Genomic DNA, 15,053 nt, shown 5'->3' with positions numbered 1-15,053 from the left:
CAACCCAAACAAACCAAATGGAGAAAAATATGAAGAAAAACCATTTTAATATAGCATTACTTTTTGTTTCCACCATGATGCTAACAGGATGTTTTGGTCATTGTGCGGATTTTAATTGCACGAGACTTAATCCACGCTGGGTGAAATCAGTTCATAATTGTCGATCAAATAACTATAAAGTTGTGTTATCGGCAATAGGAAGTAAATTTAACTATCAATCAACAAGCCAAGTTCAAGATAGTGACATTGGGCAACATATTTCTGGACAATGTACTTACTATGATGGCAGATACGATGTTCGCAAAGATAAGCAGTATGGACATTTGTTTGCAAAATGATTACGCCGATGTTTTACAGAAAAACGGCTATACCTAATACGGGTGCAGACGGTAAAACTTATAACAAATGTTTGGCTTTAATGGGAGGTGTGTATGAAACCGGCTGTGTGGGCGGCATTGCTGCTGTGTGCGTGTACCAGTAATTTCGGCGACAGGGAACATCAGTTCCTGCGTGATCAGACGGAAGAGGGAATCGCACAAACGGTTGTTAAAGGCAAAACGACCCGGGCGGAGGTAGAGGCACGTTTCGGGAAGCGCAACCCTTTCGGCTGTTATGCCTATCATGAAGTCAGCCTGCCTATTTATAATTTTTTGCCGACCAATTTCATTTATATGAAATCAGAACGCCGGCATTGGGAGTGGTGTGTGGATTACGACGGGGAGGGAGTTGTCCGGGACTACCGCTTTACACATAAAGTGGAAAAAGACGAGCGTTCCGTCATCCGGGATACGGTTGACGTCATCCGCAAAGAAGCGGGCAAATCCTTGGCGAAACCTGAAAAATGATAAAATGGGGTTTTCTGCTTCCAAGCCCGAAACCTGCCGTTCAGACGGCATTTGAGGATAAATATGAACCGTAACGAAATTTTATTCGACCGCGCCAAAGCCATCATCCCCGGCGGCGTGAATTCCCCCGTCCGCGCATTCGGCAGTGTCGGCGGCGTGCCGCGCTTTATCAAAAAAGCCGAAGGCGCGTATGTTTGGGACGAAAACGGCACGCGCTACACCGACTATGTCGGCTCTTGGGGCCCTGCGATTGTCGGACACGCGCACCCCGAAGTCATCGAAGCCGTGCGCGAAGCCGCGTTAGGCGGTTTGTCGTTCGGCGCGCCTACCGAAGGCGAAATCGTCATCGCCGAAGAAATCGCCAAAATCATGCCGTCCGTCGAACGGCTGCGCCTCGTCAGCTCCGGTACCGAAGCGACCATGACCGCCATCCGTCTGGCACGCGGTTTTACCGGCCGCGACAAAATCATCAAATTTGAAGGCTGCTACCACGGCCATTCCGACAGCCTGTTGGTGAAAGCAGGCAGCGGTCTGCTCACCTTCGGCAATCCTTCTTCCGCCGGTGTGCCTGCCGACTTTACCAAACATACTTTGGTACTCGAATACAACAATATCGCCCAACTGGAAGAAGCCTTTGCTCAAAGCGGCAATGACATTGCCTGTGTGATTTTGGAGCCTTTCGTCGGAAATATGAACCTTGTCCGCCCGACCGAAGCCTTCGTCAAAGCCCTGCGCGAATTGACTGAAAAACACGGCGCAGTGTTGATTTACGACGAAGTGATGACCGGTTTCCGCGTCGCGCTCGGCGGCGCACAATCGCTGCACGGCATCACGCCCGACCTGACCACGATGGGCAAAGTCATCGGCGGCGGTATGCCGCTTGCCGCGTTCGGCGGACGCAAAGACATTATGGAATGTATTTCCCCGTTGGGCAGCGTGTATCAGGCAGGTACATTGTCCGGCAATCCGATTGCGGTTGCCGCCGGTTTGAAAACGCTGGAAATCATTCAGCGCGAAGGCTTCTATGAAAACCTGACCGCCTTGACACAACGCCTTGCCAACGGTATTGCCGCCGCCGCCAAAGCGTACGGTATCGAGTTTGCCGCCGACAGCGTGGGCGGTATGTTCGGTCTGTATTTCGCCGGATACGCGCCGCGAAACTATGCCGATATGGCGCGTTCCAATATTGAAGGCTTCAAACAGTTTTTCCACGGTATGCTCGACCGCAGCATTGCCTTCGGCCCGTCCGCTTATGAAGCAGGTTTCGTTTCTGCCGCGCATACGCCCGAGCTGATTGACGAAACGGTTGCGGTTGCGGTTGAAGTGTTCAAGGCGATGGCTGCATGATGTTTTGACGGACAGGGTTTCTCTGTTCGATTTGTTTGGCAGATTGAAGTAAGAATGCACGCCGCCGTCATTCCCGCGCAGGCGGGAATCCCGACCTTTCAGTTTCTGTAATGATTGAAAATAAAGGCAAGCCCGCCCTTCCGGATTCCCGCCTGCGCGGGAATGACGGGCGTGTCTATTTTTGATTTCAATCTGCTGTCAAAATGCCGTCTGAAATGCAAACAGCGTTTCAGACGGCATTGTTTGTTTCTTATTGCGCTTCGGCTTTCGGGGCGGAAATCAGAAAGTGTTCGCGGTAGTGGCGCATTTCTTCGATGCTCTCCAAAATGTCGTCCAATGCCTTGTGCGAACCGCGTTTGACGACGCTTTTGGCAACGGGCGGATTCCAGCGTTTGGCAAGCTCTTTGAGCGTAGAAACGTCAAGGTTGCGGTAGTGGAAGTAGTTTTCCAGTTTCGGCATATATTTGACCATAAAACGCCGGTCTTGGTGGATGGAGTTGCCGCACATCGGTGTGGCGCGTTCGGGTACCCATTCCGACATAAAGTCCAGCAGTTTCTGTTCGACTTCGGCTTCGGTATGCGACGATTCGCGTACGCGCTGTGTCAGCCCCGTCCTGCCGTGTGTGGCGGTGTTCCACTCGTCCATATTGTCGAGCAGCTCGTCACTTTGGTGGATGGCGTAAACTTCGGATTGCGCCAATACATTCAAATCCGAGTCGGTAATAATCATCGCGACTTCGATAATGCGGTCGGTTTCGGGATTCAGCCCCGTCATTTCCATATCGAGCCAGCAGAGGTTGTTTTTGTCCTGCATGATGTTTCCTTTGCTTGTCAGCGTTTTGTCCCGCTCAATCGTGCCCATCCTTCTTCGGTTTCCGCAGGATCGAGATCGAACCATTGGCTGTAAATGCCGCTGAGTTCTTCGATTTGTTCGTCCAACAAACCGGATAACACGATGCGGCCGCCTTGTTTGGTGCGGGCGGCAAGCATTTCGCCGAGCATACGTAAAGGGTTGGCGAGGATGTTGGCAACAACTACGTCGAATTGCCCTTGAGGCAGGCCGTCGGGCAGGAAGAATTGTGCATCGACGTTGTTCTGTTCGGCGTTGTCCTTGCTGGCACGGATGGCCTGTTCGTCAATATCGACGCCGACGGCAGAACCTGCGCCGAGTTTGAGGGCGGCGATGGTCAGGATACCTGAACCGCAGCCGTAGTCGAGGACGCTTTCGCCGTTTTTGAGTTGTGTATCCAACCATTTGAGGCAGAGGCGCGTGGTCGGGTGGCTGCCGGTTCCGAAGGCGAGGCCGGGATCGAGGCGTAGGTTGACGGCAGTGCCTTCGGGGGCTTCGTGCCAAGAGGGGGTAATCCACAGGCGTTCGGAAATTTGGATGGGGTCGAATTGCGCTTGGGTCAGGCGTACCCAGTCTTGGTCTTCGAGGGTTTCACCGGTGTATACCAAGTCTTTTAATCCGCATTCTTGTGCGGCGGTTTGGATGATGGCGGCGGCTTCGTCGTGTTCGCCGAACAAGGCGATGACTTTGCTCTGCTGCCAGATTTGTTCGGTCGGCATACCGGGTTCGCCAAAGATGGCTTGTTCGTTTTCGGTACCTGCATAGGCATCTTCGATGGCGGCGGAGAGTGCGCCGTGTTCCATCAGGGTGTCGGCGAGGCGTTCGGCGACGGCATCGTTGACGTTGATGGTGATTTGTTGGTAAGGCATAGAGGGCTTTCTTAACAGACCTTCGGAATAGGGTCGTACTGTATAAGGGGATGGGTGTGTAACGGAAATGCCGTCTGAAAACGGACAAACTGTTTCAGACGGCATATCGGGGACGGCTTATTTGTCCTGTTTGGCTTTGCGATCTTCCAGCCAGTGTTCCAAATAGTGGATGCTGACGCCGCCTTTTTGGAAACCTGGGTCGTTGAACAAGTCGCGGTGCAGCGGCGTATTGGTTTTGATACCGGTAATCGCCAGCTCGGCAAGGGCTACGCGCATTTTGGCCATGGCTTGGTCGCGGTCTTTACCGACGACGCAGACTTTGCCGATCAGGCTGTCGTAGTATGGCGGGATACGGTAGCCTTGGTAGATGTGGCTGTCGACGCGGATACCGAAGCCGCCGGGCAGATGGCAGCTTTCAATCAGACCCGGGCTTGGGATGAAGTTGTACGGATCTTCGGCGTTGATACGGCACTCAAACGCGTGGCCTTCGACTTGAATATCCTTTTGTTTGTATTGCAACGGCAGGCCGGCCGCAATGCGCAATTGCTCTTGTACGATGTCTACGCCGGTGATGAGTTCGGTAACCGGATGCTCAACCTGAACGCGGGTGTTCATCTCGATAAAGAAGAACTCGCCGTCTTCGTACAGGAATTCAAACGTACCTGCGCCGCGATAGCCGATGCGTTTGCAGGCGTCGGCACAGGCTTTGCCGATTTTGGCGCGTTCTTTTTCAGTGATGAACGGAGCCGGTGCTTCCTCGATGACTTTTTGGTGGCGGCGCTGCATGGAGCAGTCGCGCTCGGCAAGGTAGATGGCGTTGCCGTGTTCATCGGCAATCACTTGGATTTCGACGTGGCGCGGACGTTGCAAATAGCGTTCCATGTAAACCATCGGGTTGCCGAATGCCGCGCCTGCTTCGGCTTTGGTCATTTCGACAGACTGGAGGAGGTCTTCTTTTTTCTCGACGACGCGCATACCGCGGCCGCCGCCGCCGCCGGAGGCTTTGATAATGACAGGGTAACCGACTTTATCGGCGATTTTGAGGATTTCTTCGCCGTCGTCGGGCAGCGCGCCGTCAGAACCGGGAACACAAGGCACGCCCGCTTCGATCATGGCGTGTTTGGCGGATACTTTGTCGCCCATCAGGCGGATGGTATCTGCTTTAGGGCCGATGAAGATAAAGCCTGATTGTTCGACCTGTTCGGCGAAATTGGCGTTTTCGGCAAGGAAGCCGTAGCCGGGGTGGATGGCATCTGCATCGGTAACCTCGGCGGCGGCGATAATGGCGGGGATATTCAGATAGCTTTGTGCCGAGGAGGCGGGACCGATACACACGGATTCATCGGCAAGTTTGACGTGGAGACTGTCTTTGTCGGCTTCGGAGTGGACGGCAACGGTGGCAATGCCCATTTCACGGCAGGCCCGCAGCACCCGCAATGCGATTTCGCCGCGGTTGGCGATTAAAACTTTTTTCAACATGATGACTTTTCCTGTGGTTTTAGGCGACCCGACATAAAAGAGGCGGGTGCAAAAATGCTGGAAGGAGAAAGCATTTCAGACGGCATCGGGAATCTATGCCGTCTGAAAACAGGATTATTCGATAATGAAGAGCGGTTCGCCGAATTCGACGGGGGTACCGTTTTCGACCAGGATTTCTTTGACCGTACCGGATTTTTCGGCTTCAATTTCGTTCATCAGTTTCATCGCTTCGATGATGCACAAGGTGTCGCCTGCTTTAACTTGTTGTCCGACTTCGACAAATGCGGAAGCATTCGGGCCGGGTGCGCGGTAGAACGTACCGACCATAGGTGATTTTTGCGCATTGGACAAATCTCGGGCTGCAGGTGCTGCGGCAGGCGCGGGGGTTGTTGCGGCGGGTGCCGGTGCAGGTGCGGCAGCCATGGCTGCGGCAGGTGCGGGTGCGGCATAAACCGGTGCTGCTGCGATGGTTCGGGTAATGCGGACTTTTTCTTCGCCTTCGGTAACTTCGATTTCAGCAATACCGGATTCTTCAACCAGATCGATCAGTTTTTTTAATTTGCGCAAATCCATTTTTGTTCCTTTAACGGCTGCCGGTTTTTCGGCGGGCTGTTGCGTTGGTTTTTCAGAAAACAGCCGGCTTGCGGCAACGGCGCAAACCGGGCGGAATAGGGTTTGGAAAAGTTTTTCCAACGGCGGAAAACAACCGTAATAATGTGTTTATTTTCCCGAAGTTGTCGGCAAATGTCCAGTAAAATATTAAAAAACAGCAGTTTTTGGCGGAAATATGCAGGGGGTCGGTTTCGTATGCGAGGTATGCTTTGTCGAGAGTGTTTATTCTAATTTATTGGTTTTTCGGACAAAGATGCCGTCTGAAAAAGATAAGTGCGTATAATGGCGGCTTGCCCGAACGAGAGTGTCACAATGGATATTTCAGATTTTGATTTTACCCTGCCCGAACAGCTGATTGCCCAGCATCCGCCCGACGTGCGCGGCAGCAGCCGCCTTTTGGTCGCGCTGCCCGATATGCCGCTGCAAGACCGGGTATTCGGCGATTTGCCCGATTATGTCGAGGCAGGCGACGTTTTGGTATTCAATAACACGAAGGTTATGAAGGCGCGGTTGTTTGGGCAGAAAGACAGCGGGGGCAGAATCGAGGCTTTGATTGAGCGTGTTTTAGACAGTCATACCGCACTGGCGCATATCCGTTCGTCCAAGTCACCCAAGCCCGGTATGGGGTTGGTGTTTGAAGGCGGCATCCGCGCCGTGATGGTCGGGCGTGAGGGCGAACTGTTCTGCCTGCGTTTTGAAGGCGGTCAAACCGTTTACGAACTTTTGGAACAGAACGGACATCTGCCCCTGCCGCCTTATATCGAACGNGCCGCCGATGCGGATGACGACAGCCGTTATCAAACCGTTTATGCCAAATATCAGGGTGCGGTCGCCGCGCCGACGGCGGGCCTGCATTTTACGGAAGAACTTTTGCGCCGTCTGAAAGACAAAGGCGCGGTAACCGCAGAAGTAACCCTGCACGTCGGTGCGGGGACATTCCAACCCGTGCGTGTGGAAAAAATCGAAGAACACAAAATGCACAGCGAATGGTTTGAAGTGCCGTCTGAAACCGTCGCCGCCGTTGAGGCGGCAAAAGCCCGGGGGAACAAGGTCTGGGCGGTCGGCACGACTTCCATGCGCGCCCTCGAGTCTGCCGCGCGCGCGACGGGATACTTGAAAGACGGGCAGGGCGACACCGATATTTTCATCACGCCGGGCTACCGTTTTAATGTTGTCGACAGGCTGGTTACCAATTTTCATTTGCCGAAATCGACGCTGCTGATGTTGGTCAGCGCGTTTTCGGGTATGGGTCATATCCGCGCCGTGTATCGTCATGCGGTCGAACGCGAATACCGTTTCTTCAGCTACGGCGATGCGATGGTTTTGGGGCGGAACGAAGGGGGCGGACTTTAAATCGCCGCTGTCCGTTGCAAGATAGATGCCGTCTGAACCGTGGTTCGGGCGGTATAGTGGATTAACAAAAATCAGGACAAGGCGACGAAGCCGCAGACAGTACAAATAGTACGGTAAGGCGAGACAACGCCGTACCGGTTTTTGTTAATCCACTATAAAAAGAAAGTGAAGGCTATGTGCAACAAAATGCCGTCTGACACCGTAAAGGTTTCAGACGGCATTTTTCAAGCTGATTCAGGTATCAGCTGCGGTTTTTCAAACGACCGTGCAGCTCTTGGACGCTGTACACGCCCAGATGGTCGCGGCTTTTCGCACCTTCGCTCATCGCTTCGCCGCCGGCGGTGGTGGTGTATTGCGGCACACGTTGCTGCAATGCGCTTTGGCGGATGATGTGGCTGTCGGACACGGATTGCGGATCGCTGGAAACGGTATTCACGACCAGTGCGATTTCACCGTTTTTCAGCGCGTCGCCGATGTGCGGGCGGCCTTCGGGGACTTTATTGATGGTTTGTACAATCAGTCCCTGTTCGGTCAGGTATTGCGCTGTGCCGCGTGTGGCACAGATGCCGTAGCCTAAGGCTTGGAAGTTCTTTGCGGTTTTGATAACGCGTTCTTTGTCTTCTTCGCGCACGGAGAGGAAGATTTTGCCGGTCGGGTTGAGGCGTTCGCCCGCGCCGAGTTGGGCTTTGTAGTAGGCTTCGCCGAAGCTTGCGCCCACGCCCATCACTTCGCCGGTGGAGCGCATTTCAGGACCGAGAATGGTGTCCACGCCCGGGAATTTGATGAAGGGGAACACGGCTTCTTTAACGGCATAGAAATCGGGGACGACTTCTTTTTCCACGCCTTGTTCTTTCAGGGAAATGCCTGCCATACAACGTGCGCCGACTTTGGCGAGCGGCACGCCGGTGGCTTTGGAAACAAATGGCACGGTGCGGCTGGCGCGCGGGTTCACTTCCAACACGAACACCACGCCGTCCTGCACGGCAAACTGTACGTTCATCAGACCGACCACGCCCAGCGCGTATGCCATGGCTTTGGTTTGGCGGCGGATTTCGTCTTGGATTTCTTCGCTGAGCGAGTAGGGCGGCAGCGAGCAGCCGGAGTCGCCGGAGTGGATGCCTGCCTGTTCAACGTGCTGCATGATGCCGCCGATAACCACGTCTTTGCCGTCTGAAACGCAGTCCACATCGACTTCAATCGCGTTGTTCAGGAAGAAATCGAGCAGCACGGGGCTGTCTTCGGAAACCTGCACGGCTTCGCGCATGTATTTTTGCAGCTCTTCGGCAGAGTGAACAATCTGCATGGCGCGGCCGCCGAGTACGTAAGAAGGACGGACAACCAACGGATAACCGATTTCTTTGGCTTTGAAGAGCGCTTCTTCTTCGTTGTGGGCGATGCGGTTGGGCGGCTGGCGCAGGCCTAAGTCGTTCAACACTTTTTGGAAGCGTTCGCGGTCTTCGGCGGCATCGATGCTGTCGGCGGACGTGCCGATGATGTTCACGCCGTTTTCAACCAGCGCGTTGGCGAGTTTCAGCGGGGTTTGACCGCCGTAATGCACAATCACGCCCCACGGGTTTTCGGTGCGGACGATTTCCAACACGTCTTCCAGCGTCAGCGGCTCGAAATACAGGCGATCGCTGGTGTCGAAGTCGGTGGACACGGTTTCGGGGTTGCAGTTAACCATAATCGTTTCAAAACCCGATTCGCGCAGGGCAAGCGCGGCATGAACGCAGCAGTAGTCAAACTCGATGCCCTGACCGATGCGGTTCGGGCCGCCGCCGAGAATCATCACTTTTTTACGGTCGGAAGGACGCGCCTCGCATTCTTCTTCGTAAGTGGAGTAGAGGTAGGCGGTTTCGGTGGCGAACTCGGCGGCGCAGGTATCGACGCGTTTGTAAACCGGATGCAGGTTCAGCGCGTAGCGGTGTTCGCGCACTTCTTTTTCGCTTACGTTCAACAATTGTGCCAAACGTTTGTCAGAGAAGCCTTTGCGTTTCAGACGGCGTAGGGCGGCGAAATCCAAATCACTTAAAATGCCGTCTGAAACCGCTTTTTCTTCCTTCATCAAGTCTTCGATTTGCGCCAAGAACCAAGGGTCGATGGCGCAGATTTCGTGGATTTCTTCCAGTGTGAAGCCTGCGCGGAACGCATCGGCTACAAACAGCATACGTTCAGGGCCGGGGTTTGCCAGTTCGCGGCGGATTTCCGCTTTGTCGGAGCTTCTCGGATTGAAGCCGCACAAGCCGGTTTCCAAGCCGCGCAGGGCTTTTGGGAAGCTTTCTTGAATGGTACGGCCCATCGCCATCACTTCGCCCACGGATTTCATCTGCGTGGTCAGGCGGTCGTCTGCGGCAGGGAATTTTTCAAACGCGAAACGCGGGATTTTGGTTACCACATAGTCGATGGAAGGCTCGAACGACGCAGGCGTGCGGCCGCCGGTGATGTCGTTGCGCAACTCGTCCAGCGTAAAGCCGACCGCCAGCTTCGCCGCCACCTTCGCAATCGGGAAGCCCGTCGCTTTGGAAGCTAGCGCGGACGAACGGCTCACGCGCGGGTTCATCTCAATCACAATCATCTCGCCGTTTTCAGGGTTTACCGCAAACTGAACGTTCGAGCCGCCCGTGTCCACGCCGATTTCGCGCAATACCGCCAGCGAAGCATTACGCATGATTTGGTATTCCTTGTCCGTCAGCGTTTGCGCAGGCGCAACCGTAATCGAGTCGCCCGTATGCACGCCCATCGGGTCGAAGTTTTCAATCGAGCAGATAATGATGCAGTTGTCGTTCTTGTCGCGCACCACCTCCATCTCGTACTCTTTCCAGCCGAGCACTGACTGCTCAATCAACAGCTCATGCGTGGGCGACGCATCGAAACCGCGTTCGCAAATCGCCAGAAACTCGTCTTTATTGTAGGCAATGCCGCCGCCCGAACCGCCCATCGTGAAAGAAGGACGAATCAGGGTAGGGAAGCCGACCTGTTCTTGCGCTGCCAAAGCCTCGTTCATGGTGTGGCAGACAAAAGATTTCGGGCAGGACAAACCGATTTTTTCCATCGCTTCCTTAAAGCGGCCGCGGTCTTCTGCTTTATCGATAGCATCTTCGGTCGCACCGATCAGCTCGACGTTGTATTTCGCCAGTACACCGTTGCGCGCCAAATCCAGCGCACAGTTCAGCGCGGTCTGACCGCCCATCGTGGGCAGAATCGCATCAGGCCGCTCCTTGGCGATAATCTTTTCCACCGTCTGCCACATAATCGGCTCGATGTAGGTAACATCCGCCATTTCAGGGTCGGTCATAATCGTGGCGGGGTTGGAATTCACCAGAATGACTTTATAGCCTTCTTCACGCAAAGCCTTGCAGGCCTGTGCGCCCGAATAGTCAAATTCGCAAGCCTGACCGATAACGATAGGGCCGGCGCCGATGATAAGGATGGATTTTAGGTCGGTACGTTTGGGCATGGGTGGGTCTCTCTGTTTATTACAATTTAATTTGTTGGATTAACTTTAATGTTTTTACTTTATCACTGCGCAATGCGACTTCATTTCCTGTTTCCCCTCGGATAATTCCGTCTATATTATTTTGGACGCAGAATTCAAATAAAGCTTTATTTAAGTTTGAATGGGAATAATCAAGATAATTAGCGGTTATTTCATGGAAATGTACTTTGCCAAATTGAGCAAGGTTTAACGTTTCTTGAGTAGATAATTCATTTTTATATGCAACCCCATATCCATCTTTTTCTGCATCTTTTGCCCATGGATTATAATAGTCTTGTTGCTCACTATCGGGTGTAAACCAAGTTACAACTGATTGATTTAAAGAATTTGAATTAAAATCAATTATTCCAGAATGCCATAATTTTTGAGAAGTAGGTAAAGTTATAATTTTCTTACCGAGATTATTCCAAATTGAATTAAGCTCATTAATAGCGATGGTAATATTCATATTATTTATTCCTTATTTTTATATCAAACACAGTATGTAAGCATAGGTTAGGCTGAAAACCCAACACAACCCGCTTAATCGTCTAAAAATGTTGGGTTTGCCAACCCAACCTACCTTGATGTCGTCTGAAATTGACTCGACACCATAGCCACTGTATTTTTCACCCCGTCGGGCAAAAATACCAAAACTCAAATCAAGCCGCCCGGCTGCCGTGCTCGGCAAGCCCTAGCCCAATGTAGGGTATTATGAGGAACGCACGCACGCGTTCTCCATTTTCCCTGCAACCCCAACCCACCGCGTGCGTGCCTTGCGGCACACATCCTACCAACGGGTTCAAAGGTCATCTGAAAAAAATCTCGCGGCGTTTGTTCCATCTATCTGGCGATAAATACTGCCTGAAAAATTCCCGCTGTCGATGTTTCGGGCATTCTTTCTCAAACCACCTGCAACCGCAAAATCTGCCGAAACCTGCCCCCTCCCCCGTGGGGGAGGGATGGGGAGAGGGCATTCTCCGAATTTCGGCAACCTTCCCCAACACCCTAACCGTCCCAATACAAGCTTTGCGGCTTGTTGCCCTCTCTCTAACGCTTTCCCACGGGGAGAGAGGACGGGGTGGCTGTTGGGGTTAAGGATTCCGCAAGGAAAACGAGTGTGCAGTCTGCTTTTTTTGCTTTTCAGACGGCCTTTTAAACGCCCAATTCAGGCAACCTATATCCTATTATTTTAAAAATCCAATCAAAATCAGCATCTGCTACCGTGCAGGCTGCTTTTCTAATTCCTGTAACACGCGCAGGATTTCCGCGAGCACATCGTTTGTCTGCTGCAAAATCTCGTGATTCCAAAAACGCAGCACGGTAAAGCCCAGGCTGTTGAGATATGCCGTCCGCGCGTGGTCGTATGCGGCTTGTTCTGTGTGCTGCCCGCCGTCTGCTTCGATAATCAGCTTGGGCGTTACGCACATAAAATCAACAATATAATTTCCTATCGGCTGCTGGCGGCGGAATTTATAGCCGTTCAGACGGCCTGCCCGCAGGTGCTGCCACAATTTTGCTTCCGCCTCGCTCATTTCTTGGCGCATGGCTTTGGCGCGTTGATGCAGGGCAGGGTTGTCGGCGGTCAATAGTTTTTCGGGCGTACTCATTTTTGTTGTCGGGTTGCTGTTTGTGCAAACCTTACGGCTTGTTGCCCTCTCTCTAACTCTCTCCCACGGGGAGAGAGGACGGGGCGGCTGTTGGGATTAAGGGTTCTGTAAGGAAAACAGCTTGTTCAGGTTGCTTTTTTATTTTTCAGACAATCTGAAGTCAACGGTAAATCCAAGTTGCCTTTCAAGCCGCCTGCAACCGCAAAATCTGCCGCAACCTGCCCCCTCCCCCGTGAGGGAGGGTTGGGAAGAGGGCATTCCCCGAATTTCGGCAAACTTCCCAAATACTTTAACTACCCCAATACAAGCCTTGCGGCTTGTTGCCCTCTCTCTAACTCTCTCCCACGGGAGAGAGGACGGGGCGGCTGTTGGGATGAAGGGTTCTGCAAGGAAAATAGGTTGTGCAGGCTGTTTTTTATTTCGCACAAGCCGTCTGAAAACTTCCTTAAAAACTAGTAATAAATGTAATCAAGCCCAAAATAATGCCGGGGGCGTTTGCCAGCATGACGGGGTAGTCGCGTTTTTCTTTCAAAAAGCCGTAGGCAACCCATAATGTGCAGTTGATGGCGGCGACGAGGGGTTGCAGCGGCGAGCCGGGGTTGCCGGCAAGGTTGTTTTGGATTTGTGGGATATAGGAAACGTACATGCCGACGGCGGTCAGGGTGGCGACGACGGATAGGATGCGCATTTGCTTTTCTGTCATGGTTTTTCCTTTCTGATTTGAGGGCTGAGTTTTCAGACAGTATAGATGTTGAGAGGGTGTCTGAATTTATATTTTTTGAGGTTTGGTTTTCAGACGGCCTATTGTTGAGTTGAGTGTGGCCGTCTGAAAAAATCAGCTTTATTGTTTTGCTGCTTTGATATTGTCAATGAATTTATCGAATAGATAGCCAACGTCTTGCGGGCCGGGGCTGGCTTCGGGGTGGCCTTGGAAGCAGAATACAGGTTTGTCGGTCAGTTCGATACCTTGCAAGGTGTTGTCGAACAAGGATTTGTGGGTAATGCGTGCGTTGGCGGGCAGGGTGTCGGCATCGACGGCGAAGCCGTGGTTTTGGCTGGTAATGACGACTTTGCCGCTGTCCAAATCTTGTACCGGGTGGTTGGCACCGTGATGGCTGAAGCGCATTTTCAGGGTTTTTGCGCCGATAGCGAGGCTGATCAGCTGGTGTCCCAAGCAAATGCCGAAAATCGGTTTGCCGCTTTCCATCAGTTTTTGTACGGCTTTGATGGCGTAGGTGCAAGGCTCGGGGTCGCCGGGACCGTTGGACAGGAATACGCCGTCAGGATTGAGTACCAACACGTCTTCCGCTCCGGTTTGCGCCGGAACGACGGTCAGGCGGCAGCCGCGCGAGGCGAGCATACGCAGGATGTTGGTTTTCACGCCGAAATCGTAGGCAACGACGTGGTAAGGCTGTTCGGAAGGGGTAACGAAACCTTTGCCCAATTCCCATTCGCCTTCGGTCCATTCGTAAGTTTCTGTGCAGGAAACTTCTTTTGCCAAGTCTTTGCCGACCATGCTGCCGAATGCGGCGATGAGTTCTTGCGCTTTTTCGATTGTGGCATCCGCACCTGTCAGAATCGCGCCGCCTTGCGCGCCTTTTTCGCGCAACAGCGTGGTCAGGCGGCGGGTGTCGATGTCGGCGATGGCGACGGTTTTGTTGCGTACCAGATAGTCGTGCAGGCTTTCGGAGGCGCGGAAGTTGCTGTGCAAGAGCGGCAGGTCGCGGATAATCAGGCCGGCGGCATAAACGCTGCGGCTTTCTTCATCTTCAGCGTTGGTGCCGGTATTGCCGATGTGGGGGTAGGTGAGGGTAACGATTTGTTTGCAGTAGGAAGGGTCGGTCAGGATTTCCTGATAGCCGGTCATCGAAGTATTGAACACGACTTCGCCGGAAGTCGAACCTTCGTAACCAATTGATGTGCCGTGAAATACGCTGCCGTCAGCGAGGACGAGGAGGGCGGGGGTGCTCATGATGGGAATCCTGTTTTTAATAAAATTCTTGACAATGCCGTCTGAAGGGACTTCGGCAGGGGGCATCCGGTCGGAAAAATCCGGTCAAAAAAAAACACGCCGCGCAAGATAGACGCGTAACGTGCTTTTCGGGCAAGTGCCTATACCCTGAAAGCAGCATATTTTAAGACGAAACATACCCGATTTCAAGCGTAAACGCGGCAGGCGGGCTGATATGTTCGCGCGAAAACGGAAATCCGTGGCGTAAAACCGCCCGCTCCGCGCCCACAATGCCCGTTACGCATTTTCCCACGTCCGCCCAGCGAAACTATGGGAATACCCGAACCGTCAGGAATACCCGAATCGTCATTCCCGCGCAGGCGGGAATCCAGACCTGTCGGCACAGAAACTTATCGGGTATAACGGTTTCTTGAGATTCCGCATCCTAGATTCCCGCCTGCGCGGGAATGACGGCATATTTCTTTCAGTGGGTGCAAAGCGGGCTGTAGGGTGGGCTTCAGCCCACCGATTCCGCTTTGATGAGGTCGGAGGCGGTGCCCTNCATGGGGGCGTTGCTGGCGGCGCGTTCGGCTCCGGCGCGGGCGTTGGCGTTTTTGTTGCGGATGTCGGGCAGGTAGAGGCGGCGGCCGGATAGGGTTTCA

The 15,053-nt window shown here is 53.2% G+C and carries 14 protein-coding genes and 1 pseudogene; 4 read left to right on the top strand and 11 right to left on the bottom strand.

Features of this window, described 5'->3' with window-relative positions; genetic code table 11:
* The 3 genes from ACRPFF_RS10075 to hemL all read left to right on the top strand — a co-directional run.
* A partial coding sequence (locus ACRPFF_RS10075; protein WP_432674569.1) for a hypothetical protein occupies positions 1 to 338 on the top strand: 338 nt, incomplete at its 5' end.
* Between the two features lie 93 nt (positions 339 to 431).
* The gene (locus ACRPFF_RS10070; RefSeq protein WP_416302099.1) at positions 432 to 845 is read left to right on the top strand and encodes a glucosamine-fructose-6-phosphate aminotransferase; all 414 of its coding nucleotides are present in this window, start codon (positions 432 to 434) and stop codon (positions 843 to 845) included.
* A gap of 63 nt (positions 846 to 908) precedes the next feature.
* Positions 909 to 2,192, top strand: a complete 1,284-nt coding sequence (gene hemL / locus ACRPFF_RS10065; RefSeq protein WP_432674567.1) for a glutamate-1-semialdehyde 2,1-aminomutase — start codon at positions 909 to 911, stop codon at positions 2,190 to 2,192.
* A gap of 250 nt (positions 2,193 to 2,442) precedes the next feature.
* Here hemL and orn read toward each other — a convergent pair whose 3' ends face one another.
* The 5 genes from orn to ACRPFF_RS10040 all read right to left on the bottom strand — a co-directional run bounded on the left by orn (position 2,443) and on the right by ACRPFF_RS10040 (position 6,199).
* A complete protein-coding gene (gene orn / locus ACRPFF_RS10060) occupies positions 2,443 to 3,006 on the bottom strand; it encodes an oligoribonuclease (RefSeq protein ID WP_118792868.1) in 564 nt (187 codons plus the stop codon).
* Positions 3,007 to 3,023: 17 nt separating this feature from the next.
* The gene (gene prmA, locus ACRPFF_RS10055; protein ID WP_432674570.1) at positions 3,024 to 3,911 is read right to left on the bottom strand and encodes a 50S ribosomal protein L11 methyltransferase; all 888 of its coding nucleotides are present in this window, start codon (positions 3,909 to 3,911) and stop codon (positions 3,024 to 3,026) included.
* 117 nt (positions 3,912 to 4,028) lie between these two features.
* Positions 4,029 to 5,390 (bottom strand): acetyl-CoA carboxylase biotin carboxylase subunit, encoded by a 1,362-nt coding sequence (gene accC / locus ACRPFF_RS10050; protein ID WP_003676864.1) that lies wholly within the window; start codon positions 5,388 to 5,390, stop codon positions 4,029 to 4,031.
* A 114-nt stretch (positions 5,391 to 5,504) separates the two neighbouring features.
* Complete coding sequence (gene accB / locus ACRPFF_RS10045; protein ID WP_107860134.1) at positions 5,505 to 5,963, bottom strand: acetyl-CoA carboxylase biotin carboxyl carrier protein; 459 nt, start codon at positions 5,961 to 5,963, stop codon at positions 5,505 to 5,507.
* Positions 5,945 to 6,199 (bottom strand): acetyl-CoA carboxylase, encoded by a 255-nt coding sequence (locus tag ACRPFF_RS10040; RefSeq protein ID WP_411712276.1) that lies wholly within the window; start codon positions 6,197 to 6,199, stop codon positions 5,945 to 5,947. The genes accB and ACRPFF_RS10040 overlap by 19 nt, the downstream gene beginning before the upstream one ends.
* A 115-nt stretch (positions 6,200 to 6,314) precedes the next feature.
* Between ACRPFF_RS10040 and queA the strand changes: the two genes are divergently transcribed.
* Positions 6,315 to 7,355, top strand: a complete 1,041-nt coding sequence (queA, locus tag ACRPFF_RS10035; RefSeq protein WP_432674565.1) for a tRNA preQ1(34) S-adenosylmethionine ribosyltransferase-isomerase QueA — start codon at positions 6,315 to 6,317, stop codon at positions 7,353 to 7,355.
* 241 nt (positions 7,356 to 7,596) lie between these two features.
* Here the strand turns inward: queA and carB are convergent, their stop codons facing one another.
* The 6 genes and pseudogenes from carB to ACRPFF_RS10005 all read right to left on the bottom strand — a co-directional run.
* Positions 7,597 to 10,812 carry a carbamoyl-phosphate synthase large subunit gene (carB, locus tag ACRPFF_RS10030; RefSeq protein ID WP_432674564.1) on the bottom strand — a complete coding sequence of 1,072 codons (3,216 nt, stop codon included), beginning with the start codon at positions 10,810 to 10,812 and terminating at the stop codon, positions 7,597 to 7,599.
* Positions 10,813 to 10,831: 19 nt separating this feature from the next.
* Positions 10,832 to 11,299 carry a hypothetical protein gene (locus ACRPFF_RS10025; RefSeq protein ID WP_411712194.1) on the bottom strand — a complete coding sequence of 156 codons (468 nt, stop codon included), beginning with the start codon at positions 11,297 to 11,299 and terminating at the stop codon, positions 10,832 to 10,834.
* A 751-nt stretch (positions 11,300 to 12,050) separates the two neighbouring features.
* The gene (locus ACRPFF_RS10020; RefSeq protein WP_308032069.1) at positions 12,051 to 12,440 is read right to left on the bottom strand and encodes an endonuclease domain-containing protein; all 390 of its coding nucleotides are present in this window, start codon (positions 12,438 to 12,440) and stop codon (positions 12,051 to 12,053) included.
* Between the two features lie 445 nt (positions 12,441 to 12,885).
* Positions 12,886 to 13,143 carry a SemiSWEET family transporter gene (locus ACRPFF_RS10015; protein ID WP_016687622.1) on the bottom strand — a complete coding sequence of 86 codons (258 nt, stop codon included), beginning with the start codon at positions 13,141 to 13,143 and terminating at the stop codon, positions 12,886 to 12,888.
* Between the two features lie 138 nt (positions 13,144 to 13,281).
* Entirely contained in the window at positions 13,282 to 14,412 is a 1,131-nt protein-coding gene (gene carA / locus ACRPFF_RS10010) for a glutamine-hydrolyzing carbamoyl-phosphate synthase small subunit (RefSeq protein ID WP_432674563.1), read from the bottom strand.
* A 514-nt stretch (positions 14,413 to 14,926) separates the two neighbouring features.
* Positions 14,927 to 15,053: pseudogene (locus ACRPFF_RS10005) on the bottom strand (DNA polymerase); the annotation flags it as partial.

The organism is Neisseria sp. SLRRB23 (assembly GCF_050896295.1).
Classification (GTDB): Bacteria; Pseudomonadota; Gammaproteobacteria; order Burkholderiales; family Neisseriaceae; genus Neisseria.
This window is presented reverse-complemented; position numbering and strand designations above follow the sequence as displayed.